General features: G+C 40.3%; 21 protein-coding genes and 2 pseudogenes. 10 read left to right on the forward strand and 13 right to left on the reverse strand.

What is annotated here, in order from left to right; all coding sequences use genetic code 11:
- Nucleotides 1–59 precede the first annotated feature (59 nt).
- Entirely contained in the window at nucleotides 60–875 is an 816-nt protein-coding gene (gene proC / locus ICL16_RS02840; RefSeq protein ID WP_190825380.1) for a pyrroline-5-carboxylate reductase, read from the forward strand.
- 91 nt (nucleotides 876–966) lie between these two features.
- Nucleotides 967–3,639 carry a DEAD/DEAH box helicase gene (locus tag ICL16_RS02845; RefSeq protein WP_190825381.1) on the forward strand — a complete coding sequence of 891 codons (2,673 nt, stop codon included), beginning with the start codon at nucleotides 967–969 and terminating at the stop codon, nucleotides 3,637–3,639.
- A gap of 212 nt (nucleotides 3,640–3,851) precedes the next feature.
- Here the strand turns inward: ICL16_RS02845 and ICL16_RS02850 are convergent, their stop codons facing one another.
- From ICL16_RS02850 to ICL16_RS02860, 4 genes are all read right to left on the reverse strand, one after another.
- Entirely contained in the window at nucleotides 3,852–4,913 is a 1,062-nt protein-coding gene (locus ICL16_RS02850) for a hypothetical protein (RefSeq protein WP_190825382.1), read from the reverse strand.
- A 14-nt stretch (nucleotides 4,914–4,927) separates the two neighbouring features.
- Nucleotides 4,928–5,173 carry a hypothetical protein gene (locus tag ICL16_RS45235; RefSeq protein ID WP_238360567.1) on the reverse strand — a complete coding sequence of 82 codons (246 nt, stop codon included), beginning with the start codon at nucleotides 5,171–5,173 and terminating at the stop codon, nucleotides 4,928–4,930.
- A gap of 517 nt (nucleotides 5,174–5,690) precedes the next feature.
- On the reverse strand, nucleotides 5,691–6,050 hold the full coding sequence (locus ICL16_RS02855) for a four-helix bundle copper-binding protein (RefSeq protein ID WP_190825383.1): 360 nt from the start codon (nucleotides 6,048–6,050) through the stop codon (nucleotides 5,691–5,693).
- A 410-nt stretch (nucleotides 6,051–6,460) separates the two neighbouring features.
- Entirely contained in the window at nucleotides 6,461–7,252 is a 792-nt protein-coding gene (locus ICL16_RS02860; protein WP_190825384.1) for a glucosamine-6-phosphate deaminase, read from the reverse strand.
- A gap of 66 nt (nucleotides 7,253–7,318) precedes the next feature.
- Between ICL16_RS02860 and ICL16_RS02865 the strand changes: the two genes are divergently transcribed.
- The gene (locus ICL16_RS02865) at nucleotides 7,319–7,981 is read left to right on the forward strand and encodes an HAD family hydrolase (protein WP_190825385.1); all 663 of its coding nucleotides are present in this window, start codon (nucleotides 7,319–7,321) and stop codon (nucleotides 7,979–7,981) included.
- A gap of 108 nt (nucleotides 7,982–8,089) precedes the next feature.
- On the opposite strand, the gene ICL16_RS02870 is transcribed toward ICL16_RS02865, so the two are convergent.
- The 8 genes and pseudogenes from ICL16_RS02870 to petC form a co-directional block, all read right to left on the reverse strand.
- Nucleotides 8,090–9,142: an MAE_28990/MAE_18760 family HEPN-like nuclease gene (locus tag ICL16_RS02870; RefSeq protein WP_190825386.1), complete on the reverse strand. Its 1,053-nt coding sequence runs from the start codon at nucleotides 9,140–9,142 to the stop codon at nucleotides 8,090–8,092.
- Nucleotides 9,143–9,148: 6 nt separating this feature from the next.
- A complete protein-coding gene (locus ICL16_RS02875) occupies nucleotides 9,149–10,318 on the reverse strand; it encodes a DUF262 domain-containing protein (protein WP_190825387.1) in 1,170 nt (389 codons plus the stop codon).
- A gap of 88 nt (nucleotides 10,319–10,406) precedes the next feature.
- A pseudogene (locus tag ICL16_RS02880) lies at nucleotides 10,407–10,658 on the reverse strand (type II toxin-antitoxin system YhaV family toxin); the annotation flags it as partial.
- A complete protein-coding gene (locus ICL16_RS02885; RefSeq protein ID WP_190825389.1) occupies nucleotides 10,639–10,839 on the reverse strand; it encodes a hypothetical protein in 201 nt (66 codons plus the stop codon). The gene ICL16_RS02885 and the pseudogene ICL16_RS02880, both read right to left, overlap by 20 nt.
- A gap of 104 nt (nucleotides 10,840–10,943) precedes the next feature.
- Complete coding sequence (locus ICL16_RS02890) at nucleotides 10,944–12,215, reverse strand: hypothetical protein (RefSeq protein ID WP_202895386.1); 1,272 nt, start codon at nucleotides 12,213–12,215, stop codon at nucleotides 10,944–10,946.
- Between the two features lie 9 nt (nucleotides 12,216–12,224).
- Complete coding sequence (locus ICL16_RS02895) at nucleotides 12,225–12,890, reverse strand: hypothetical protein (RefSeq protein WP_190825390.1); 666 nt, start codon at nucleotides 12,888–12,890, stop codon at nucleotides 12,225–12,227.
- Between the two features lie 219 nt (nucleotides 12,891–13,109).
- Nucleotides 13,110–14,111, reverse strand: a complete 1,002-nt coding sequence (gene petA / locus ICL16_RS02900) for a cytochrome f (RefSeq protein WP_190825391.1) — start codon at nucleotides 14,109–14,111, stop codon at nucleotides 13,110–13,112.
- 89 nt (nucleotides 14,112–14,200) lie between these two features.
- Entirely contained in the window at nucleotides 14,201–14,740 is a 540-nt protein-coding gene (gene petC, locus ICL16_RS02905) for a cytochrome b6-f complex iron-sulfur subunit (protein WP_190825392.1), read from the reverse strand.
- 223 nt (nucleotides 14,741–14,963) lie between these two features.
- Between petC and ICL16_RS02910 the strand changes: the two genes are divergently transcribed.
- The 4 genes and pseudogenes from ICL16_RS02910 to ICL16_RS02920 all read left to right on the forward strand — a co-directional run bounded on the left by ICL16_RS02910 (nucleotide 14,964) and on the right by ICL16_RS02920 (nucleotide 16,670).
- Complete coding sequence (locus tag ICL16_RS02910; RefSeq protein WP_190825393.1) at nucleotides 14,964–15,272, forward strand: DUF3067 family protein; 309 nt, start codon at nucleotides 14,964–14,966, stop codon at nucleotides 15,270–15,272.
- Nucleotides 15,273–15,527: 255 nt separating this feature from the next.
- On the forward strand, nucleotides 15,528–15,716 hold the full coding sequence (locus ICL16_RS02915) for a hypothetical protein (protein ID WP_190825394.1): 189 nt from the start codon (nucleotides 15,528–15,530) through the stop codon (nucleotides 15,714–15,716).
- A gap of 333 nt (nucleotides 15,717–16,049) precedes the next feature.
- Nucleotides 16,050–16,163: pseudogene (locus tag ICL16_RS47590) on the forward strand (polysaccharide lyase); the annotation flags it as partial.
- Nucleotides 16,164–16,250: 87 nt separating this feature from the next.
- Entirely contained in the window at nucleotides 16,251–16,670 is a 420-nt protein-coding gene (locus ICL16_RS02920) for a Uma2 family endonuclease (RefSeq protein WP_238360568.1), read from the forward strand.
- 194 nt (nucleotides 16,671–16,864) lie between these two features.
- On the opposite strand, the gene tatC is transcribed toward ICL16_RS02920, so the two are convergent.
- Nucleotides 16,865–17,659: a twin-arginine translocase subunit TatC gene (tatC, locus tag ICL16_RS02925; protein ID WP_190825395.1), complete on the reverse strand. Its 795-nt coding sequence runs from the start codon at nucleotides 17,657–17,659 to the stop codon at nucleotides 16,865–16,867.
- A 294-nt stretch (nucleotides 17,660–17,953) separates the two neighbouring features.
- Between tatC and ICL16_RS02930 the strand changes: the two genes are divergently transcribed.
- The 3 genes from ICL16_RS02930 to ICL16_RS02940 all read left to right on the forward strand — a co-directional run bounded on the left by ICL16_RS02930 (nucleotide 17,954) and on the right by ICL16_RS02940 (nucleotide 24,589).
- Complete coding sequence (locus tag ICL16_RS02930) at nucleotides 17,954–18,169, forward strand: hypothetical protein (RefSeq protein WP_190825396.1); 216 nt, start codon at nucleotides 17,954–17,956, stop codon at nucleotides 18,167–18,169.
- A 130-nt stretch (nucleotides 18,170–18,299) separates the two neighbouring features.
- Complete coding sequence (locus ICL16_RS02935) at nucleotides 18,300–19,637, forward strand: P-loop NTPase fold protein (protein ID WP_190825397.1); 1,338 nt, start codon at nucleotides 18,300–18,302, stop codon at nucleotides 19,635–19,637.
- On the forward strand, nucleotides 19,607–24,589 hold the full coding sequence (locus ICL16_RS02940) for a WD40 domain-containing protein (RefSeq protein WP_190825398.1): 4,983 nt from the start codon (nucleotides 19,607–19,609) through the stop codon (nucleotides 24,587–24,589). Before ICL16_RS02935 ends, ICL16_RS02940 begins: the two co-directional genes overlap by 31 nt.
- Nucleotides 24,590–24,824 lie beyond the last annotated feature (235 nt).

Here is a 24,824-nt window from a genome sequence, read left to right on the forward strand (position 1 = left end):
GTCATTAGTCATTTGTCATTAGTGATGGACTAAGACAAATGATAAAGGACACAGGACAAATGACTATTAAATTTGGTTTAATTGGTGGCGGGGTAATGGGAGAAGCGCTGTTATCCCGTCTTATAGCTCGTGGAATATATCACCCAACAGAAGTATTGGTGAGCGAACCGCACCTCCCTCGTCAGCGTCTTTTGGAAGAACACTACAGTGTCGCAGTGACGATGGATAATCGTCAATTGTTTACAGACACAACAGAAGTGGTACTTTTGGCAGTGAAACCCCAAGTGTTTAGTGCCATTGCTCAAGAATTGGCGGATGTGATGGAAATGAATTCCAAACCGCTGATCATTTCCATTTTGGCAGGTGTGCCTTTAAGTCAACTCGAAGCAGCTTTTCCCCTTTTACCAGTAATTAGAGCAATGCCTAATACCCCAGCAACAGTGGGAGCAGGAATTACTGCAATGACCTCAGGTGCTTATACTAAAGCCAATCACATCGAAATGGCACGGCATTTGTTGGCAGCAGTGGGAGATGTGGTAGAAGTTCCCGAAATGCTGATGGATGCAGTCACAGGACTGTCAGGTAGTGGACCTGCTTACGTGGCATTGTTGATAGAATCACTCAGTGATGGCGGAGTTAGTTCCGGTTTACCCAGAGCCATAGCATATCAGCTGGCATTACAAACGGTATTGGGAACCGCAAAACTTCTAGATGAAACCAAAATACATCCAGCAGAACTTAAAGATCGCGTTACTAGTCCTGGTGGTACAACAATTGCTGGTGTCGCTCAATTAGAAAAAGCAGGTTTCCGCTCCGCTATAATAGAAGCTGTTATTGCTGCTACCGCACGCTCTCAAGAATTAGGTCATGGCTAATGTTTCCTTAGCAACGAAACATTATCCACTAACGCTCGTTAACAAGCATAGTAGCTATGATAGTAAAAAATCCGGTTGCAATTGTGATTGAGTGAATTACCCTGCCCTGTCTCCTGAACTAGATCCTGCATCAATATTTCCCTTTGAACTTGATCAGTTCCAGAATGATGCGATCGCTTCCCTAAATGCTGGACGTTCTGTAGTCGTGTGTGCGCCCACAGGTTCGGGCAAAACATTAGTTGGGGAGTACGCTATTTATCGTGCTTTGTCAAGGGGGAAAAGAGTTTTTTATACTACCCCTTTAAAAGCACTCTCAAATCAAAAACTACGTGATTTTCGCTTAAAATTTGGTTTTGAGCGCGTAGGACTACTAACTGGAGATGCCAGCATTCACCGGGATGCACCCATTTTGGTGATGACTACAGAAATTTTCCGGAATATGCTCTACGGTACACCAATCGGGCAAGTCGGTATCTCCCTTGTAGACGTTGAAGCAGTGGTGTTGGATGAATGCCACTACATGAACGACCGTCAAAGGGGAACAGTTTGGGAAGAATCAATTATTTATTGCCCACAAGAAATTCAACTGGCAGCTTTGTCAGCAACAGTTGCTAATAGCGATGAACTTACAGATTGGCTAAATCAAGTTCATGGACCAACTGATTTAATCTATTCAGATTACCGCCCAGTACCACTAGAATTTCATTTTGGCAATATCAAAGGGCTATTTCCCTTACTCAATGAAGACAAAACCCAAATTAATCACCGCCTACTCAAAAAAAAGAAAAAAGGAGACAAATACAAGGGCAAAACTGGTAGACAAGAAGCCCCTAGCATCATCTCTGTTCTCAACCACCTACAAGAACGAGATATGCTCCCAGCGATTTACTTTATCTTTAGCCGTCGAGGCTGTGATAAAGCCGTAGCGGAAGTAGGCGATTTATGGTTGGTGAACGAGCTTGAAGCACAGCAGTTGCGCAGGCAAATTGACGAATTTTTAACTCGCAATCCTGACGCAGGGCGTTCTGGGCATATTGCACCTCTTTATCGCGGTATTGCCGCACACCACGCAGGAATTTTACCTGCATGGAAAGTGCTAGTAGAAGAACTTTTTCAACAAGGATTAATTAAAGTAGTATTTGCTACTGAGACGCTGGCAGCAGGAATTAATATGCCAGCTAGAACAACAGTAATTTCTACTTTGTCCAAACGTACTGATACAGGACATCGCCTATTAAATGCTTCTGAGTTCTTGCAAATGGCAGGAAGAGCAGGTCGTCGAGGCATGGATGAAAGAGGTCATGTCGTTACGCTACAAACTCCCTTTGAAGGAGCCAAAGAAGCAGCATATCTAGCAACATCTCACCCAGATCCCTTAGTTAGCCAGTTTACACCTAGTTATGGCATGGTGTTGAACTTACTACAAACTCATACAATAGAGCAATCTAGGGAACTGATAGAACGTAGCTTTGGGCAATATTTAGCCAACCTACATCTTAAACCACAACATGATTATGTAGCCGAACTGCAACAACAACTAGCACTTCAACAAGCACAAATTGATGCTGTTGATGAAAAAGAACTGGCAAGATATGAAAAGTTGCGGCAACACTTACGGGTAGAACAAAAGCTCTTGAAAACCCTGCAAGAGCAAGCTCAGCAATTTAGACTTGAAGAATTGGTAATGATGCTGAGTTTTGCAGTTTCGGGTACACTTTTAGGACTCAAAGGTCCCAACATCAAAGTATCTCAACCAGTAACAGCAGTGTTAGTAGGGAAAACGCCTTCCTACGGACAAGCTCCTCCTTATTTGGTATGCTTGGGGCAAAATAACAACTGGTACGTGGCAGCAACTTTTGATGTAGTAGATCTGTATGCACAATTACCACGCCTGGACATACCTCCAGACTTGCTACCACCAGCACAAATGTCCTTGATACCGGGACAGTCTTGCATTGGTAACTCGGCAACAGCAGCGATCGCTCAACTTATCCCAACTGCTGTAGAACCAACGTACATTCCACCAGAAGTAGCAGAACAAATTAGTCGCATTGCTGCCATACAACAGCAAATTGAGACTCACCCTCTCCACTATTTAGGATCTGCTGGTTTGTACAAAAGTAAAATGCAAGTAACTCAACTTGAAGCGGAAATTAAACAGTTACAACTACAAGTAGAGCAACAGTCTCAACGTCATTGGGATGAGTTTCTCAATTTGATTGAGATTTTACAGTACTTTGAATGCCTGGATAACTTAGTTCCCACAAAATTGGGGCAAATCGCTGCCGCAATTCGGGGAGAAAATGAATTGTGGCTTGGTTTAGTGTTTGCTAGTGGTCAATTAGACAACCTAGATCCCCATCATTTAGCAGCAGCGATTGCGGCTTTGGTGACAGAAACTCCACGCCCTGACAGTAAAGTTTATTTTGATCTGAGTGAACAAGTCGGAGAAGCTTTGTCCAAATTGCGCGGTATTCGGCGTCAGATGTTTCAACTACAACGCAGGTACAACGTGGCTTTGCCTATTTGGTTAGAGTTTGAGTTAATTGCTGTCGTAGAACAATGGGCATTAGGAATGGAGTGGGTAGAATTATGCGATCGCACTAGTTTAGATGAAGGAGATTTGGTGCGAATTTTACGTCGAACTTTAGATTTATTATCACAAATTCCCCATGTCCCTCATTTGTCCCCTGCCTTGAAAAGCAATACTCAAAGGGCTATTCAGCTCATTGACCGTTTCCCTGTTAACGAAGTAGTAGAGTAATCAAGACTGTCAACCTTCGTTTTCTAGTGAATAAGTGTAAATTTATACGATTTACACTTTTTGTACCCGTTATACTCGTTTTCAGGTTCTACCTGGGAATTTTTAAGAAGTGGCTGAGAGTCACTTCTTTTTTTTTTGACACAAATGTAAAACAGAGGGTTTGGGGTGTAGTGAAGAAGTGGAAAATGTTCTACACCCTTTCCCCTATACCCTTAACCCAGGGTTTTTGATTTGCCTCCTTCTATAGTTAATTTCACATCCCAAGTGTAATAACCAACTTTATCAGGAACTCTGGAAAATCTGCCGATCCGATAACCTCTAGAAAGTTCATTGAGAACAGCACTTTTGATTTGCCTTAGTTGCTGAGAATCTAGTTCTCCATAAAGTCCGGTGATAATTTCTGCGACACTGAAAATCTTACCCTGATTTTGTTTAAGTAAAGAACTGATGGCATCAATCAAAAACTGACCCTCAAACTCCGAAAGCATTGGAATTCGCTTTGTTTTGGGAAGTATGAAAGGTTTCCGCTTTTGTGCAACATTCTTAGACTTAACCTTGCCATTTTTTGTTGCTACCAAGCTCAAATCCAGGGTGTAACAACCAGGCTCGTCAGGAATTGCTGCCCAATGACTTTTTTCTTTACCGTGTGTTAGTGTCGAGTGGACTCTTCCTTTAACTACTCTAAAGATATTTGGCTCTAAGTCTCCATATAGTGATCGCACGATAAAGTCTATATGGCAAACACTCCCGACATGCTCTTGCAATAGCTTTTCTATAGCTTGCATTCGAGTAAGCACTTGGTACTCAGGTAGCAAAGGAATGTCCAATACCTTACTAGAATCGTTACTCTGTAAAGGTTTCTGCTCTAGTACAGCGTTATTCTGTAAAGGTTTCTGCTCTAGTACAGGAGTATCCGGTTTTTGGATTGGCGCTGACTCGGTTTCGAGTGACAAAGAATTATCTTCCTCAAAGCCTTCTAAATCTTGGACTTCAGGCTCGTTCGCGACAACGTTTGATTGAGAAACAAATGATGATTCATTGTTTGCTAAAAGGGCGATCTCAGTTAAATCGTCATTTTTCTCAATGGTTTGCGACTCGTGGTTTTTTTCTAAAGACCAGGAGGACAACAAACCTTCTACATGAGCTAGTTGCGCTTGCGCTGTATGAAACAGGTGTTCGTACTCTTTGACAAGACGAGCATAGTAGTCACGTAATTTAGTCAGAGGCTCAAGAAAGGTTTGAGGGGGTGGCTCTAATTGTGTATGCATTTGCATGATCTTCTTTCACATCAATCTACGTCACTGTCACCTTTGTATGACATTGCTCTAGGTTTTCCTTTTTGTGGTTGGAGTAAGGATTTTTTTGGTGGCTGGGGAGGGCGACATATTTCACAGTACAACGGTCGCGGTCCGAATGTCTCGCGTTTTGTAGTCTGTTGGCACTCTTTACAAACAAAGTTAAACACCCTTGTATGAATCAGTCGTTTGTGCGCTCGAACAGTGTATTCCTTAATGTCTATGTACTTGCTTGCCATAATTATCTAGACAATCTATTTGGTGTCCTATCAATATAGCCATTGAACTAGATGAAATGTCATCTATCTATGTCTGAATACGAGTTGTGTCCGCATAATGACAACAACAACCGTTTTCAGAGTAAAGATGTCGCTCTTAGAGTAAGCTCTTCGCTTTACACCAGATCGCATCTGGGCATATGGTTAATTGTATCTATGAGTCAACGTCATGCCCATAGTTTTTACTGGGAAAGAACTCAAACCATTACAAAATTGCGTTTGGCGATACTATTTATTAGGCTACTACAGCATGAACAGTTCTGAACTAAGGTTATTTAAGTGTGAGCATATTCACGCTCGATGCCTACAACTATTTTCTCAGATTAACGACTTCTTCAGGAACAATCAGCAGTGGTATAATCTCCATAGAGGTGGGGAATACACCAATAAGTTTTTTACTTTTTCACAGTCAACTCAAAAATTTAATCTTTGTGTTTGAGACGCTTGATTCGGTTCTCGTGAGATAAAAAACTACATTTTACAAAGCTATTTGACGGCAAGACTCGGCACAATAGCGACAAACATCGGCACAAGCCTTCATTTGCACATCATCACTCATTTTCTCGCATTCTTGAGCGCAGCGATCGCACACCACAGCGCAAATAGCACAAATGCGCACAGAAAGCTCCGAAGCTCGAAGTAGGAAATTGGCACTCGTCTGGCAAATTTCTCCACAATCGAGCATCAAGCGAATGTAGCTTGGTTGTGCGTGTGTAGCACCCTTTTGCAGACAATACGTCATAGTGTCCAAACAAATACTATGGCAATTTAGGCAGTTATTGATGCATTGCTGTATTTCTGGGCTGACTTGATTCCAAGTGACTTGTGGTATGGTCATGATTACCCACTTCCTGGTTATGTTTGGTTGAGCTTGTGTGTAATAGTTTTCCAAATCTAGTCTGAGAAAATTATAGGTAAGTCTGCAAGACTCATCAGCAAGAGGCTACCTTCGACTACAAGTCGTAACAATTATTGACATGTTATGAAACTACTAATTTGATGTTTATCTAATTTTTATATCATGAGAGACTTAAGCAAAGTATTACGTTTACTCCTTGTTTAAAATTGCCACAGTACTCTTATGCAAAGGCGCCAACCAACAAGTTAAATATTTTTACTTATAATTAATGTATTTAATAATACAAAAACAAAAGTATGGGTAGCTTTCACTATCGCTAAATGTCCGAGAAATCGAATCCCCGACTGCTGAAAGAGAAATCGGAGATGGAAATTGCTATAATTCTCAAACTAAAAATCGGAGGATGCTGAGTAGGTATTAAGTAAACTAGCAGAATCTAGATCCAAAAATAATTTCGCTTGTGGTTGTTGACGCAAAATAGAAGCAGGACAGTTAGTGCTAATTGAAGATTGCAACATCTTTTGTATCGTCTTAGCTTTACGTTTTTCTGGTGCAAGGCAAAGAATTTTTCGCGCAGAACAAATCATTGGGATAGTGACAGTAAAGGCATATTGTGGTACTGTATCTAGGCTAGCAAAATGCCCTTGTTTGACCTGTTGCTGGCGATTAACTGTATCTAGCTTTACCAATTTCACTATGTGCTGGTCATGAAAATCTGCTACTGCTGGATCGTTAAAAGCTAGGTGTCCGTTTTCTCCTACACCCAGACAGCATAAGTCGATGGGTTGTGCTTGCAGTAATTTGGTGTAGCGATCGCATTCCGCCAGAGGTTGCATTGCATCACCTTCTATATAGTGAAATTTCTTAGGGTTGACTCGCCGAGATACACGTTCGTGCATATACAGTCGGAAACTAGCACAATGGTCTGCAGGAATTCCCAAATATTCATCCAGGTGGAATAAAGTAATACGTGACCAATCTACACCACCAATTGCAATTAAAGCATCAAGAAATTTAATTTGAGAGTTACCTGTGGCTAATAATACAGCAGCACTATCTTTTTGCATCAGAGTCTGCTGTAAATATTTTTGTACAACTTGAGCGACATTTTGTGCTATCTCGACTTCTGAGTTGTAAATCTCTACCTCTAGAGAATCGACGCGAAAAGATTGAGTTGGCATTTGACTACAAATTCAGTGTAAACTATGTAAATAAACTTAATATAACTTTACATATATCTGAAAACCATGCTAGCAGCAATCCTGTTTGACTTAGACGGAACTATAGTCAATACCGACCCAATACATTTTATTGCTTGGCGGGAAATGCTTTTGAATTATGACATAGATATTGATGAAAAGTTTTATCAATCTAAAATTAGTGGACGCCTCAATCCAGTAATTATTAAAGATATCCTGCCACAATTATCACCAGAAGCAGGTGCAAAATTTGCCGATGACAAAGAAGCACTGTTCCGTGAAAAAGCTCACAATCTTCAACCACTAAATGGATTTACTGAACTATTAGCATGGACAAATACACATCAATTAAAACGTGCTTTAGTAACAAATGCTCCTAGATTAAATGCTTATTTTATGCTTGAGGTATTGGGGATAAAACAAGCTTTTGATACAATAGTTCTGGCTGAAGATTGCATAGCAGGTAAACCAGATCCTGCACCCTACGAAGCTGCTCTGCATCGGTTAGCAATTACAAAAGAACAAGCGATCGCTCTAGAAGATTCACCTTCAGGAATTCGTTCTGCTGTAAGTGCGGGAATTCGTACAATTGGTATAGCTTCTACCCAAGATCCGCAAGTTCTCCAGGATGCTGGAGCATTTATGGTAGTACCAGATTTTACTAATTTCCAATTGTGGACAAACGGACTTTGTTCAGAGATAGTCTGTTAAGCGTGAGCATTTTGTACAAAAAACGGATGCAGTTTAACATAGGCTTCCACTGGATGGACTGGCGATCGCTTGCTTCGTTAAGTTCATCCAGCAATTACTATAATTACTTTACTCAACTAGATATAGGTGCAACTCTTTTCTAGCATCAACATCAAACTTCAACCCTACTTCCATTCCAGTAGTGGTTTGCACTTCATTAGTTGGAACACCATCAATCTGAATACTCTGAATCGTAGCCTGTTGACAGTAGCAGTGCGTCTGGCTTACTAGAAAAAGGCTTTTTCCAATTGTTAATGTCGTTTCCTCAACCTTTGCTACTCCTGCTTGCGGCTTCTTGAACCATTCTGTAATTTGACCAATTTCTCTAACCTGCCCTGTTGATTTCTTCCGCTCAATAACCTTATATGTCATCAACTCAGCCAGCGCTTGACATAAAGCCAAGACAAAATCACACAATTCGAGTAGTGTGTTGGAACCTAAAAAGTCATCTATCAGCGCTCCGTGGGCTGCGTCATTTCGATAAATAATTAGTTCATTAAGTTCTCCTTCTGCAGTATTTTGGTTTCCGCGAATCTCTTCAACAAAATTCTTTACAGATCTATGCTTATCTACCCAAATCCATGCATTCGGTATACCAGCATCTGCCAACATTTTCTCTAAGGTTTCTCTACGTAAGTTCTGATCGTGAAAAAGAAAGGCGTCTGACAGCAGTTCATATTGTTCTTCGGCAGTAGTAGTACCGAGATATAGCCCACGAACAACTTTCTCAATAGACAGGTGTTCATACCTGCTTTTCTTTAGCTCAAGCAGCAATCTTCCTACACCCATTTGGTGAGTATTTGGGATTCTCTCTTCCAGGTCAGAATAACACGGAAACAGTTCTGGCAGAACTACTAACCAATTACTAACTAAATCTTCAGTAAAGCGCTCATAAATCGCGTACAACCGCGTTACAGTAGCACAGTGTTCGTAAACTTGCCACTCCCTTGCATTAGGAATATCCTGGCTCAGACTGGCGATAAATTCTATATAATCTTGAGAATTTTGTTTTCCTGTTACCTCTTCTCCAAAAGCAATTTCTCTCAGCTTATCATTAGTCTTAATTATAGAACGGATGGTAGAAATGTTTTCTTTTACTGTCAAAAGAAGCTCCTGAAACATCGCTATTTACTCAACGATGACTTGGGACAGCATATTGTCAAACAATCTTATTCGCTCTTGAATATCAGCTTTAGTTTTGCCACTACCTGTAAAGAGCTTTGATTTGTCTTTTCTAAAAAGCTTTTTTGTCTCTTCAATCACTTTTGACTTCCGTTCTACTAACACATTTGCATCAGCCAAATGATTGCTAAATCCAACCATCACGGCATCGTAATAGGCTTTATCAGCTCTATCCTTCCACATGTTAGTTTCTGGGTCAAAGGGTTTGAATAAATTATCTCCATAAATTTTGTGAGCTAAATTTACAGTTTTGAGGAAAATATCCCTGAGAATATCTATATCTTCATCAGAAAAATTAAGGCTCTTAATCATGTATAAGTCAAGAAACTCTTCTATTTCCCAACGGGAGTCTTCCACATGGCGTAAAGCAAAAAAGCGAAGAACTAATTCCACATCTTCCATCTTTTTGTAAAGGTTGTTTTGCACTAGTTCTTCACGATTACCAACAGGAATTCGCCAAGCTTCCGCAAATATAGAATTACTTGCTAGTTCAAATAATAGTTGATTAAACTTGCCGGAATACAAATAGTTACGCACCTCTTGGCGACTTAGTGGTACTCCACAAGTATTTAGTCGCTTGAAGACAAGCTGTTTTAAAAAAAATGCTTCTTCTGGGTCAGATGTAGATTCTGTGATTAGTACTATCAATGATATTGAGCGCCGATCAATAACTGCCTTAATTTTTGTAGGAAGAGTATCATAGGTACGTCCATTCAGTTCTGACCAAATTTCAAGTCCTGTCAGTACTAATCTATTTTCATAAAAATCTTGAATAGTGGTAATTCTTTGTTGTCCATCAATCACTCCATATGAATTATAATTTTTTTGGTAAAGAATAATTGGAGGTACAGGAACATTGAGCAAAAAGGACTCTATCAATCTTGATTGCATTTTTTTATCCCATCTACTCCTTCTTTGGTAAAAAGGTAGCAGATCCATATATCCTGGTTTTTTTAATGCTTCGGCAAAGCTAGGAAGCTTTTCACGATTCATTTCAGTGAGTATTCTTTGCTCTCCGCTCTCATACTTGGCGTTAATCTCCTTATCTGTCATTGTGTTAACGCGATTTTTTGAATGTGATTCCCACATCTTTTCTTCTGCTGGTGCTAGTAGCATATACTACATTCTCCCTAACAGGGGTATTATAAAACATGGTTAAACCTGCTAAATATAGCCTAACGCTTTTCTGGGGGTTACGTTAAATTTAATAGGGGTCTACAGAATCTTCTACTTCACATTCAGCAAGCAGTTCATTTACACTTTCAGGAAAATCACCATTAGCAACTTTTTTGGAAAAAACTTGATAACAATCATTTTTATCACCTTCTTTGCGCGGAAATTCTAACCAAATAATGATAATAATTTTTTGTTCTTTAAATGTTCTAAAAAATAATCTATAACGTTCAGGTAGTCCCATTTTCTTGAGACGACTGTACTTATGAAAAGGTTTTTGTAAAAACTACATTAGCAAGTAACTCGTCCATTTCATCACTCATTTTCTGGGTATAAGGAACGAGTTGATCAGGATTTTTAATTGCATCTTTTAGCAGGAAGTCAAGAAAAAGACTGAGCATCACACTTTCATCTTCATTTGTATCCTCTTTGGCATGAGCTATAGGATAAATTTTGTCTGCCATTTAAGTAACTCTAATCCATTTAATAATTTATTATAACAATAATTATAACATAAGTAGAGTGGAGCGAGTTGTGAGGCACTGAATTTGTGCAATTGTACTTAAAACTAAGCTACCCAAATATTGCGGGAAAAGCGAATTGCAAAACTAGCAAGTACAATTGCAAAATATATCAGTATTGGTATCCGCCAGAGCTTTAAATGAGATAGCAACATTCCGAAGGCGATCGCAATAGACACAATCCCAAAAGCAAAGCGATCGGAGGCAACAATACTACCAGAAAACAAAACCACTAATAGGGAAAAGACACCGTAAATAGTTACAACTGGGCGTAGTTGGTTGCGAAAATACCACAGCAGATAACCACCGCCAAATACCATATAAGTTTTTACAAAACCGTCTCCCCATAATAACCATAGCCAAACTAGCAAAACAAAACCAATCGAGGAAAAAGCAAATTGATTTAGTTGAGAGCGATACCGCCACAACAAGTAGCCCCCAACACAAATCAAAGCGAATTGAACGGGATGAAACGGATTTTTTGGCAACCAACTATCCTTGTAAATAGGACCAATTACTCCATAAACAAAAGTTAGTCCCCAATGCTGCCAATCAATAGAGGCAGAGGAACGGTGTCCAAAAGCATGTTGAACATGGAGAAATGCCAACGGATCGCCAAACTGAATCGCGCAATATGCCATGTACAAAAGTAACCCCACACCAGCGATCAATCCGGTGATATAAGCGACAAAAGACCGACGCTCGATCCTAGCTAATAATAAGAAAGTTGGGATGAGTGTCACACCAGGAATTCGAGTTGCTGTTGTCAATGCACCCCACAAAGCTGCCCAAATATACTGACTTTTGTCAAAAGCTCGTAGGGACAAAGTACTTAACAACAGAAACATTCCTTCCGCGTATGTTACCGTCCCGTACAGTGATAGAGGACACCAAACCATAGCAGCAACTGTCCATCGTGCCACTCCAACCCCATGCCGCTCAACAACCCAAAAATACACTACAACCAACGCTCCTAAGAACGCCAGATTATTGACTAGCATTCCAGCAATCGTCCATGGCAACCCCACAGCCATCACCGCTCGACTAACTAAAGGAAACACAGGAAAAAAAGGAATGGTATGTGGTTTTCCGTCATTAGCATAATCGTAGCCAGAAGTAGCAATCTGCTGATACCAAAGTCCGTCCCACCGGGTAAAAGCTAACCAAACTGAAGTGTCTTTTGGGTAATTCGAGGATATTGCCGGAGCAATCAGCAGCATGGCAGTAATTATGAGCATTCGGCTGCACAACCAGATTCCCAAAATAAATATCCAGTCTTTTGACCATCCAGATCGCATTCGCTCAAACCGTATTGACACAACTATCGCTTAAAAACTTTTAGCATAAATTAGCAAGTGTTTATACTTTTCTACTAGCTTGATTTTGCCTGCTGCTTCAAAAGATTTAACGATAGGTTCTGCATTACCCCAACCAATTGAACCAGAGTAGAATAAAATCTTGCCACCAGGATTAAGTTTGGAGAGAAATAACTGCACCAAAGATTCATCATTTTGATGGAGTAGATTAGCATGTTCAGGTAAATAAAATTCACACAAGTGAAATAAGTTAACAATGTCTAGCGGCGGTAAAGTATTAGCTGTCAATGTGTAAATATCTCCAAAGAGAACTTTGTAATACTTTGCTAGCGCTTTATTCTTGAGTACTAATCGAATATATGCTTGATGTTCGGGAGCAGAAGCTGTGATGCCAAGAATCTCGTTTGGTTGATTTAGCTGCTGATTTTCTAAACCAATGACATGATGTGTACCTGTACCGAAGTGGAAGATACTTTTACCGGAAATCTCTGATTTCTTGACATATTCTAAAAATTCTAGATCGCACGGGCAGGTTTTTGCATCTAATTTCCAAGACGAATTTTCTTGGTAGAACTGCATCCCAAAATTTTGCGGTCCGCTTGGTCGTCTAATCTTGGTTGTGTAAATTAGCTTTTGGATGACAGGATGTTGCTTGATTGATTTAACTAGTGTAACCATAAGGTCTACATTAAAAGTATAAAAATGTACTAAAAAGACACATAAAGTGTACAAGTAGTATCAAGCTATTGTGGTAAAGATTAAAAGAAATTAACGTAAATACGGTTAAATCGGTACTATTTTTACAAAAGCTAACAATGTAGCATAATTTACGCAAATATATGGTAATAAAAAAAGACAGGCAATCTGCCTGTCCTAAAACTGATGATTCTAGGGAATTTAGAAATTCATTTCTGCCGCTTGGACTTTTTCAACCTGCTTCTTCTTCAAGACGAGCATAGTTTGAGCTAACATCACAAGAGAAATGAAGGCAATTAACCATTTAATTCTGTTAGGATCTTGCAACACGATTTCTGTATCGTGTTGACCAAATCCGCCCACATTTGGGTTATCAGTCAAAGCATCACCAGACTTAACTGTTTGTCCTTCAGAAACTATCAAGGATGGTCCATTGGGAATTGTATCAGTAACTGTTTCACCAGATTCAGTCTGAATGTTCACAATGTACTTGACATTACCATCTTCATCTTCTTCTTTGCTGATTTTACTAATAGTACCAGCAGCGGAAGCGTTGTAAACAGTATTGTTGCTCTTTTCACCTGTGGGGTATACTTGTCCGCGTCCCCTGTTTCCACCTGCGTAAACTCCGTACTTACCAAAGTGGATGTTCTTGTCTGTGCCAGGGTTGGGAGAAAGTACAGGGAAGACTATTTCCTGATATTGTTCTCCAGGTAACGGACCAATAATAACAATGTTTTCTTTTTCTTCGCTGTAGGGTTGGTAGTATAGTCCTTCGACTTCCTCCTTCATATCCTCAGGAATACGATCCTCAGGAGCAATTTTGAAGCCCTCTGGTAACATCAGTACTGCACCGACGTTCAAACCTACTTTAGAACCATCAGCACCCACCTGCTGGACGTTAGTATCGTAGGGAATTTTGACTACAGCTTTAAATACTGTATCGGGTAGTACAGATTGGGGAACTTCTACGTCAGTTGGCTTTGCTGCTAGGTGACAGTTAGCGCAAACAATCCGTCCTGTCGGTTCGCGGGGGGTTTCAGGATAGGTTTGCTGCGCCCAAAACGGATATGCAGCAGCAGCTTGGGGAAGGGCTAAATCGCTGGTGAAGAAAAATGTCACTGTGGCGATCGCAACTAGCAATGATTTCACGATTGCTGTTGCTGTGCGAGTCATCCTCGCTGTTGTACAAGCTTTTCTCATCTCTTCAGGACAATGTTTTTAGAAGCAACGTCAAATGATACACAACTTTAGCTCTGAAAATTTTAGATTTTAGATTTAATCCAAAATCCCTACGCCCACCAAGGTGCATCACCAGTACGGAAGTCAGTTTCCGTCCAAGGGGTGATGACAATTTTATCTTCTTCTGACTTTGTATGAGTCAAAGCCAAAGATAGTGGTGCTGGACCGCGAACTACTTTACCAGTAGCATCATACTGGGAGCCGTGACAAGGACACTTGAACTTTTGCTCAGCAATATTCCAAGGAACAACACAACCTAAGTGAGTACAAACGGCGTTGATACCATAATCGCCGATCGCCTCTTTGCTTTCTACCACTATATAGGTTGGATCTCCCTTGAGCCCCTGAACTAGAGCGCGATCGCCTGCATTATGGGTTTCTAAAAACTTAGCTACGCTGACATCGCTTCCCAATTCGTCTTTTGCTGTTGTACCACCACCAGCTCCACCACTTGTTGGTGGAATTAAATACCTGACAGCAGGATACAATGCTCCCAGAGCTACTCCTGTTACAGTTCCAAACGTGAGCAGATTCATGAATTGACGACGCCCCATATCGGGTACGTCCATTGATTCAGAGAATTGAGCCATAATTCACGCGGTTTTTTGTGTATTTTGTTAACAATTGTGACTTGAGTTCTAATAATTGAGCAACTCTTGTCAGTTGATGCTAAGACCATTTGCGATGCCAAAATCTTATCAAAGATACGAATAGCATCTTTTTTGCTAGCATTACATTTCTTTATATCCTCATCATACTGGAGTAACGGAACTTAACATCATAACTAAATGTAAAATATATTTGAGAAAAGCTATGACAGGAATTGAATTACGCCAACTCATCGTAGACAAATGGGGACGCTCTTATGATGTCCAGTTACGCCGCACACAAGGTAAAATATTCCTGCAAGTAATGTGGAAGTATTTAGAGCAAGCTTCTTTCCCATTAAGTGAGGCTGAGTACCAAGCCCATCTAGACAGTGTTGCTACTTACCTTCATGCAATGGGTGGAACAGCGCAGGTGCAAACATTCATTCAACAAACTAGAGAACGTCCTCGACTGGGTAAAGCTGTCAGCATTCCTCTCGACTTAGGTGAACGTAGTACGGAATGGCTTGTTTAATCTAGTATTGACAAGCTTTTGCGTTCTCGTCTTTGCTTTTCCATTGTTTATTTAAACATATTTGATTAAACTTTAGTTCATATAAAAATAAAAAAACCTTTAATTATATATTGATTTTCTTTACGAAAACCATAAGTAATATTACTGAAAGAAGCATAAAGTAATATCAAAGCTCATTGAATTTTATATGGTAGATATATTCAAGCCAAAAGGTCCTGTTGCCCCACAGATTCAAGAAGAGAAAAAGCAACCTTCGTGGCAACGTTTACTACTAAGAACAGTCAATTTAATAAAGCTGATACTGTAGACGGTATTCTTTTAGAGAAGGTAACACATGTCGAACTGGAAAACCTGGATTTAGAAAAAAGCGGTCATCGTTCCTTAGTTGTGCGTCAAACTCAAAATATTAAAGTGCAGTATGTAGCAATGAAAATAGATATTTAATATAGCACTTTTTTATGGTGTGAAATACGTGGTAGGGGCACAACATTGTTGTGCCCCTACGAACAACCCTGTATTTTATTCTATTGAGAACCGCTATAGAATTATGTCCGCTCTACTGATGTTTAATATTTTACATACTTTTTTTGAAACTACATCAGATGAAACCCAGAAACTCCATCCTGTTGACTGTTTTATCTCGCACGCTGTTAGCTACATTATTTATAGCACTTCCTCTAAATAGTTGCTCAAAACCTGCATTAACTAAAGCAATCCCACCATCTCCTAAGATTGTCCAGTCTTCTACTTCTAATCACGCAATAGGGTGGAAAATTACCAGGTTTGTTTGGCGGTAAAGGAAATAGTGGAGGCAACATTCCTAATGGAGAGGATGGTTTTTCTACCCGCTTTATGTGGCGAAAAAATGGTGATGGCGAAATAAGAAAATAATGCATCATAATACATAATACAGGTGTGCCACTAGCTCACATCCAGGAAAGATTGCACTCATAGCGTTTTTTAAGGAGTACTAATAATATGAGTATCCCACTTTTAGATCATCCTATAGAAGAAAAACTAGTAACTCTAGCAGATGTTTCTTGGGAGACATTCAAAGGGATTGAGGCACTGCTAGAAAATCGCCGCGATGTTCGACTGTCTTATTTATCAGGTATTTTAGAAATTATGTCACCAGTAGGTCCACGGTATGAGCGAGTGAAAAGCACTCTTGGTTTGCTATTAGAAGCATATATGAGAGAGATGGGCATCAGATTTTACGTAACAGGGGGTTTCACTTTAGAAGAACCTGGCTATGCTTCTGGCACACCAGATGAATCATATTGCATCGGCACTGATAAAGAAACCCCTGATATCGTAATTGAAATCATTATCACCAGCGGCACTATTAATAGAAAGGAACTCTACAAACCCAAGAAAGTTCCTGAAGTTTGGTTTTGAAAATCTGACACTATCAAAATATTCCGTTTAAATGCAGTCAATGAATACGAAGAAGTTAACCGTAGTAGTTTCTTGCCAGATTTAGACCCCACTTTGTTGCTACAATATATTGCTATGCCCGATCAGTACGATGCTGTTCTTGAGTTTGAGCGGTTTCTCAGAAAACAACTTTCCTAAACTTTTTGCCAATTATTTTACTTCCCTACTAATTTAACCAAACCAATACCACCGAAATACAATCCCAGCACGGCTCCTGCTAGAAGAGCTTGTGTGAAGGGATCTGTCGAAGGTGTGAGAACCGCTCCCAAAATAACAGATCCCAAAATAACGTAGCGCCATCCAGAAACCATTGTTTGTGAAGAGACAATTCCCAAAGCACCAAGTAGTAGTTGAATGATGGGAATTTGAAATGCTAACCCAGTGCTAAAAAGTAGCAGTAACACAAATTCAAAGTATTTGTCAATCGACCACATTTGCTCTACTACATCCGCACCATAGCTAATGAAGAATTTCAAAGCTGCAGGTATTAAAGCAATGTAGGCAAAAGCTATCCCAGCTGCAAACAGCACACTTGAACCCAACACCACAGGTGCAAGCAAACGACGCTCACGGCGAGTCAGCCCTGGGAGAACAAACTGGATAATTTGGTAAAGCACAAAAGGACTAGAAATTAGCAAGCCCGTGTAGCCTGCAACTTTAAGGGAAACAAAGAAAAATTCCCCTGGGGCTAGTTGGAGAAATTTTACCCCCTGCGCTGGTAATTCCAACAGTTGGACAATCGGCTTGACAGCAAAGAAGCAGCCAATTACGCCAAAAGCTACAGCAATCAGCGCATAAAAAATCCGTTGTCGCAGTTCCTCCAAATGGTCGAAAATTGACATTTCGACTTCATCAGGTAATTCATTAAGAGGATCGTATTCTGGATCGCTGTATTTTTCAATGTCGCTACTTGAGGAAGTGGCAGTTTCTAAGTTTTGTGAGGGCGTCATGAGTCAAGTTGTGGGCATCACCTTTTGACTATTTTATCTGGGGAAACGGCTACGGTTGAAATTTTTTTACCAAATGATGCTCTTTTTCTCCGGTTGTTTGAGAATTTTGACGGATATTTAATCAGGGGACTGCATATAATTTTATACCTTGCAATTAATTGCAAGACTCATAGCCGAAGTCCGTTGAAACGGACTTATGATCGCAGTCGGATTTATCCGACTTAAGCTATCAGCCTAGAATTTCAATTCTAGGCGTATTGCCGCATTGAATCAAAAATCTAGTTAATTTTGAATATGAATAACACAATTTGTACTATTTTGATTGTCTTGCTTGGTTTAATCATCAACGCACCGTCTCATGCCAGTAGCGATCGCCACGCCATGCATAAAAAATCACTAGCTTATGATACTCTGTTTACTACCAGTATAAATCTTAAATCACCAACAAGACTATCTGCCAGAGATGACCAAACGGTAGATTGCCTACGTTCGGGCAACTGTAGGAAATAATGAGAATATTACAAAAATTATAATACATGTAAAATTTAAACAAAACATTTCAGGAATTACTCTGTTGGCTAATGTAAATATATATTCGGGTGCGTCTAGTAGGATTACCAACTAGCCCTGAGTATTATTTATGCTTTTAAATTTAGAAAGATTTTATCAAGCCTGCAATCCTAGCAAACCCTTAACAATTGGCGATGCGGCGGATCGTCAGTACTATATTGATTTTGCGGCGGTGCGCGGGGGCAAAATTATCGAAGCACTACAGCGCACCATTAGCCGGATATCCCCTGACACACCGACGTGCCAGTTGTTCACAGGACACATCGGTTGCGGCAAATCAACGGAATTGTTGCGACTCAAAGCCGAGTTGGAACAAGAGCAATTTCACGTAGTTTACTTTGAGTCCACCTATATGTTAGAAATGGTGGACTTGGATGTAACTGATATTTTACTGGCGATCGCTGGACAAGTAAGTGAAAGCTTAGAAAAGATGAGGATCCGGCTCAAACCCAAATACTTTGCTCAGTTATTTAAAGAACTTGTCGATTTTCTCCAAACACCCATTGACTTGGAAGTAGAAGGCGAGTTATCCCTGGGCATCGCCAAAATTACCGCAAAAACTAAAGAAAGCCCAGCAGTACGGCGGCGGTTAAGAGACTATCTCGAACCGCGCACCGAAAATATTTTACAATCAATAAATGTTGAACTACTGCAACGCGCCCACCAGGAGTTAAAATCTAGAGGTAAAAGAGGACTGGTAGTCATAGTTGATAACTTAGATCGAGTAGCGATTCGACCTTTACCATCAGGACGCTCTTTGCCAGAGTATCTGTTTATAGATCGAGGTGAGCAGCTACGGAAATTACACTGTCACCTAGTATACACCAGTCCCCTAGCTTTAACTTTCTCCAATGATAATGCTGAACTTCAGCATCGTTTGGGGGGTGGAGTAGCTCCCAAAGTCTTACCAATGATACCTGTACGCTTGCGCTCTGGGGAAATTTCTCCTCAAGGGTTATCTCTGATGCGACAAATGGTGCTAGCGCGAGCTTTTCCAGATATACATCCTGACGATCGCTTAAATTTAATTACAGAAGTATTTGATAGTTCAGAAACTCTGGATAGATTGTGCCTAATTAGTGGTGGTCATGTGCGAGACTTGTTAGGATTGCTGTTTGACTGTCTAAGAGAACAAGATCCACCTTTTGAGCGCTCATGTTTAGAATTGGTGATTCAAAGACAGAAAGATTACCGAGTTAATGCTATAGATCCCGAAGAATGGGATTTAATCTTTCAAGTAGTACAACAGCAAAGAATTAGAGGTGATATAGAATATCATGCACTGTTGCGCAGTTTGTTTGTATTTGAATACCGCGATCATCAAGGTGCTTGGTTTGCCGTTAATCCAGTTTTAGCAGAAACACAAAAATTCCAATTATGGTTGAACGCTACGCCCCAGAACAGATAACAGTAGCCAACGAGCGATCTTTGCGCAGTCTGGGACGAGCGATCGCTCTTTCTGCTGGACAATTTTCGCTTTGTTTGGTATGCTGCAATTACAAACACTTGCAACAGCGAATCCTGCAAGAACTTTCTTTGCGAGGGTATCAGATTCATCAGGTAGTCTTACCCCACAATGTAATTACTCTTTACAACACTCTCCATTCACAACTTCCCAAAACACAGCCATCAGCATTGATGGTTTTGGGTTTAGAGTCAGTGGATGCACTTGATGATTTACTGACTTCTATCAATCATATCCGGGATGAGTTTCGCAAACGCCATCATTTCCCAATGGTGTTGTGGGTGAATGATGAGGTACTGCAAAAAGTGGTGCGTTTTGCTCCAGATTTTGCTAGTTGGGCAGCTACGCCAATTAGGTTTGACATGACTTCTCAGGAGTTGCTTCAATTCCTAGAAAAAGAAACCAACTCTCTATTCACTGCTGTTTTGCAACCAGATACAAAACACCATAGTACTTTGGGACAATGGCATCCAAGCAATGAGTTCAAGAACGCAATTAAAGATTTGCAAAATCGTGGGATTGAGTTAGAACCAGAGTTGAAGGCTAGTCTGGAATTTGTATTTGGTTTAGATGACTATGTAAGCGATCGCATCGATTCTGCCCTATTTCATTTTCAGCAAAGTTTACAATTTTGGCAACCTCCTCATCTTCTCCGTCAAGGAGTACTGCTGTATTACATTGGACTATGTTACTACCGTTGTTCCGAGCGCAATCATACAGATAACCATGACTATTTGCTGCAAGCTAAATCGTACTTTCAGCAGAGCTTGCAAGTTTTTGAGTCAGCACGTCCGGATATAGTAGCTCAATTTATTGGTCAACTGAGTGAAGTTTTGCAACAACTCTCTGATTGGAAACAATTGCAGGTTGTAGCCGAGAAATCTCTAGAGTTACATCATATATATGGCACTCACATCCAACTCGCTTGTGACTACGGTTTCTTGGCGGAAGTAGCGGATTTGGAAAAAAATTGGTTACAAGCAAGTAAATTTGCACTCAATGCTTTATTTCACTGTTCTGAGGCAAGAAAAAACGGCGAACAACATCAAGGCTTATTCCCATTGCTGTTAGAGCAAATCTATCAATTAATGTTTACTCAAGCACAGCGGGAATTAGGTGAGGAAAAAACAGCGGCGGAACGATTGAAAACAGCGGCAAAGGAACTTGACAAAACGTTGGAAAGTAGCGATCATCGCTATAACCCTCATGGTTATATTCGCCTGTTGCGTCGGTTGCGATCGCTCTACTTTGACCAACATAGATATCTAGAAGCCTTTTCCATTCGGCAAAAACGACGTTCTGTTGAACAGCAGTATGGTTTCCGTGCGTTTATTGGTGCTGGGCGCTTGCAACCGCAACGACAAGCAAAAAACCCTGTGTTGGTGTCACCCGCTTTTGGGAGCAGTATTGCTCTAGAAATTACAGCTTCTGGTCGTCAACAAGATATAAATAGATTAATTGGTAGAATTAGTCGTGCCGATCAAAAACTGACGGTGATCCACGGTCAATCAGGTGTGGGTAAGAGTTCTACTGTCACTGCTGGTTTGGTTCCTGCATTGCAAAACCGAGCGATCGGCGATCAAATTGCTCTACCTGTTGTACTGCAAGTTTACACCGATTGGGTGCGGGAATTAGGCAAATCTTTAAGAAAGGCTCAAATTCAAGGCGGGGACAGAGAAAAAAATTTACATCAGTCCACTTTAACTACACCCTCTGATATTATAGCGCAGTTACAAGAAAATGGCAATAATCATCTCATAACAGTTTTAATCTTCGATCAGCTAGAAGAATTTTTCTTTAGTTGTAAAGATCGACAATCGCTGCAACAATTCGATCAATTTATTTGTGCTTGTCTCCAGATATCTTTTGTGAAAGTCATTTTCTCTCTCCGAGAAGATTATCTACATTGTTTGTTAGACTTTAGACAACTAGCAGCACTAGAACAAATTAATAGTAATATTTTAGACAAAAATATCCGCTATCAGTTAAATAATTTTTCCCCAGAAGATACCAAAACCATTATTCGGCATTTAACAGAGCGATCGCATGTTAATTTAGAACCTGCTTTAATTGATGCCTTAGTACAAGACTTATCAGCCGAACTAGGTGAAGTTCGTCCAATTGAATTGCAAGTGGTAGGAGCGCAACTGCAAGATGAGAGAATTACAAGTCTTGACAAATATCAACAATTTAGACCGAATAAACTGATTGAGAGATACATCAAGGAACTAATCAAAGAGTGTGGTATTGATAATGAAAGAGTAGCTCTACTAGTCTTATACTTATTAACAGATGAAAATAATAAAAGACCTTTTAAAACAAGAGCAGAATTAGCTACAGAACTCGCAGAATTAGAAGATGTAGAGAAATTAGAGTTAGTCTTAGAAATTTTAGTACGTTCCGGGTTAGTAGTGTTGTTTCCTGATGTACCCGAACGATATCAGTTAATTCATGATTATTTAGTAGATTTAATTCGCTTCTTGCAACAAGCAGAATCAAGCTTACAGACACAACTAAAGGAATTAAGAAACCAGGTACAACAAAGGGAAGCTGAAATTTCCCGATTGAACAGTGAACTCAGGAAAAAAAAGCAATCCAAACTAGTAGATAGCCAACCGCAACAAGGTGTAAACTTAGTTTCAGAATTGAAAGAGCTACGTAAGCGTGAAGAACTAAGTCGGGTTGTGATCGATCAACTTAATGCCGAGTTGGAGCAACAAAAGTTACAAGCTGAACTAGTAGAGAGCAGAGAAAAACAAAGGCTGAGTGAAGCGAAAGTAAATCGTTTTCTGAAAATAGCACTTGCTGGTTCATTAATTGCCATATCAATATTAACAGTCTTCTGGAGACGAGCAGTAATTAATGAAATTCAAGCCGTGAGTGCAACTTCAGAGACACTGTTTGCGTTAGGTAAAGATAATGACGCATTAAGGGAAGCTTTAAAAGCGCAAAAAAAACTGCAATCAGTAATCTTGCCAGATGCTAAAACTAAAGCGCAGGTGATGACAGCGCTATATCAGGTAGTACTCAAGGTAAGAGAGGGTATAAGTATCAAAGGGCATACCGCAGGAGTAAATAGCGCTGCATTTAGTCCTGATGGTAAAATGATTGTATCGGCCAGCGCCGACAACACACTGAAACTTTGGCGTCAAGATGGTAGTCTGGAAAAAACCATCAAAGGTCATACGGCTGTTGTCAATCATGTCAGTTTCAGTCCAGAAGGGGCGGCTATAGCATCCGCCAGTCAAGATAAAACGGTGAAACTTTGGCGTTTAGATGGTAAGAATTTAAGAACCTTACTGGGGCATACTGATATAGTTAATAGTAGTAGCTTCTCTCCTGATGGTCAGACCATTGCCTCTGCCAGTACCGATAAAACCATCAAAATTTGGAGTGCAGAGGGTAAGGTGTTAAAAACATTGTCTGGTCATAAAGCTGCTGTCTTAAGTGTAGCATGGTCGCCTGATGGTAAGACTATTGCCTCTGGAAGTACCGATAAAACTATTAAAATTTGGAGTGCAGATGGTACACTAATAAAAACTTTGAGCGGACATAACGATGCGGTTAAAAGCGTAGCATGGTCGCCTAATGGTAAGATCATCGCTTCAGGTAGTTTGGATAAAACCATTAAACTTTGGAATTCAGACGGTAAATTGTTAAGAATTTTACCAGGGCATAGCGAAGGAGTCACTAATGTGAGTTTCAACCCGAACCCCCCAACCCCCCAAAATTCGGGGGGCGAAGGGGGGTTGCTTGCTTCTACAAGTACTGATGGTACAGTAAAACTTTGGCAGAGTAACGGAGTACTAATCAGAACTCTCAGGGGGCATAGCAATTGGGTTAATAGTAGTAGCTTCTCTAGAGATGGAAATATTCTGGCTTCCGCTAGTCGAGACAAAACATTAAAACTCTGGGATTGGCAGGATTTACGACTTAGTAATCTCATGGCTCACACTAAGAGTGTAACTGCTGTCAGTTTCTCACCTGATGATGATTTGATTGCTTCTGCAAGTGCAGACAAAACCGTGAAAATTTGGAGTCGAGATGCTAGGTTAATTCACACTTTGGTAGGACATAAAGATGAAGTTTGGGGTTTAACGTTCAGTCCTGGTGGTAAGATGCTAGCGTCAGCAAGTAAGGATAACACCGTCAAGCTTTGGAGTCGTGATGGTAGACTTATTAATACTTTGCAAGGACATAGTGATGTAGTATTAAGTGTAGCTTGGTCGCCTGATGGTAAGGCGATCGCTTCAGCTAGTAAGGATAAAACTGTGAAAATTTGGAGTCGCGATGGTAAAATTGTTACAACTTTGTCTGGACACACTGCTCCAGTGAATTGGGTAAGTTTCAGTCCCAACCCCCCAACCCCCCAAAATTCGGGGGGCGAAGGGGGGTTGCTTGCTTCCGCTAGTGATGACAAAACGGTGCGGTTGTGGAGTCGGGAAGGTAAATTGTTGCATATCTTAAAGGGTCATCAAGATCAAGTTTTTGGTGTAGCTTGGTCTGGTGATGGTAGTACAATTGCCTCAGTTAGTGTTGATGGCACAGTTAAACTTTGGAACCAGAAAGGTAACTTGCTCAAAACTCTCGTAGTAAATAGTAATGAGTCACTTATTGGTGTCAGTTTTAGCCCCGATGGAAAGATAATAGCTGCTACTAGTGAAGACAAGGTGCGGTTATGGAGTCGAGAGGGTAATTTGTTAATTACTATTAACAAGAATAAGGATAAGTTTACCAGCATCAGCTTCAGTCATGATGGCAAGACTCTGGCTAGCGGTACTTTCGGTGGTACAGTAATTTTACGTAATTTATCAGATATTTCATTAGAAAAGCTACAAGCAAGAGGAGAAGATTTGCAGCGAGGGTTAGAGCAGCGTAAATTATCTACACCATAGTTGGGGCAGATATAAAGTAGCTGTTATGAAGTGCTTGCCTAAACGGTTTAGTTTAGTCACTAAGAACATCTTGATGTTGCGATCGCCTGAATTATATTAATTAATCTAAGTATAAGCTAATCGTCATTCATTTTTCAAGAGTAACTTGTTCGTAGTAAGGGTTTTAGCCCTTTCTATATGCAACTTAAATGCTCATTAGCTTAGCAACTGCTCAAGATGTTGACACTGACATCTT

The sequence above is a fragment of the Iningainema tapete BLCC-T55 genome (assembly GCF_014698965.1).
Classification (GTDB): domain Bacteria; phylum Cyanobacteriota; class Cyanobacteriia; order Cyanobacteriales; family Nostocaceae; genus Iningainema; species Iningainema tapete.

Excerpts from the sequence above, each read along its gene's own strand:
- proC (WP_190825380.1), top strand. The coding sequence starts at position 60 with ATGACTATTAAATTTGGTTTAATTGGTGGCGGGGTAATGGGAGAAGCG.
- ICL16_RS02850 (WP_190825382.1), bottom strand. The coding sequence starts at position 4,913 with ATGCAAATGCATACACAATTAGAGCCACCCCCTCAAACCTTTCTTGAG.
- ICL16_RS45235 (WP_238360567.1), bottom strand. The coding sequence starts at position 5,173 with ATGGCAAGCAAGTACATAGACATTAAGGAATACACTGTTCGAGCGCAC.
- ICL16_RS02855 (WP_190825383.1), bottom strand. The coding sequence starts at position 6,050 with ATGACCATACCACAAGTCACTTGGAATCAAGTCAGCCCAGAAATACAG.
- ICL16_RS02860 (WP_190825384.1), bottom strand. The coding sequence starts at position 7,252 with ATGCCAACTCAATCTTTTCGCGTCGATTCTCTAGAGGTAGAGATTTAC.
- ICL16_RS02865 (WP_190825385.1), top strand. The coding sequence starts at position 7,319 with ATGCTAGCAGCAATCCTGTTTGACTTAGACGGAACTATAGTCAATACC.
- ICL16_RS02870 (WP_190825386.1), bottom strand. The coding sequence starts at position 9,142 with ATGTTTCAGGAGCTTCTTTTGACAGTAAAAGAAAACATTTCTACCATC.
- ICL16_RS02875 (WP_190825387.1), bottom strand. The coding sequence starts at position 10,318 with ATGCTACTAGCACCAGCAGAAGAAAAGATGTGGGAATCACATTCAAAA.
- ICL16_RS02885 (WP_190825389.1), bottom strand. The coding sequence starts at position 10,839 with ATGGCAGACAAAATTTATCCTATAGCTCATGCCAAAGAGGATACAAAT.
- ICL16_RS02895 (WP_190825390.1), bottom strand. The coding sequence starts at position 12,890 with ATGGTTACACTAGTTAAATCAATCAAGCAACATCCTGTCATCCAAAAG.
- petA (WP_190825391.1), bottom strand. The coding sequence starts at position 14,111 with ATGAGAAAAGCTTGTACAACAGCGAGGATGACTCGCACAGCAACAGCA.
- petC (WP_190825392.1), bottom strand. The coding sequence starts at position 14,740 with ATGGCTCAATTCTCTGAATCAATGGACGTACCCGATATGGGGCGTCGT.
- ICL16_RS02910 (WP_190825393.1), top strand. The coding sequence starts at position 14,964 with ATGACAGGAATTGAATTACGCCAACTCATCGTAGACAAATGGGGACGC.
- ICL16_RS02920 (WP_238360568.1), top strand. The coding sequence starts at position 16,251 with ATGAGTATCCCACTTTTAGATCATCCTATAGAAGAAAAACTAGTAACT.
- tatC (WP_190825395.1), bottom strand. The coding sequence starts at position 17,659 with ATGACGCCCTCACAAAACTTAGAAACTGCCACTTCCTCAAGTAGCGAC.
- ICL16_RS02930 (WP_190825396.1), top strand. The coding sequence starts at position 17,954 with ATGAATAACACAATTTGTACTATTTTGATTGTCTTGCTTGGTTTAATC.
- ICL16_RS02935 (WP_190825397.1), top strand. The coding sequence starts at position 18,300 with ATGCTTTTAAATTTAGAAAGATTTTATCAAGCCTGCAATCCTAGCAAA.
- ICL16_RS02940 (WP_190825398.1), top strand. The coding sequence starts at position 19,607 with ATGGTTGAACGCTACGCCCCAGAACAGATAACAGTAGCCAACGAGCGA.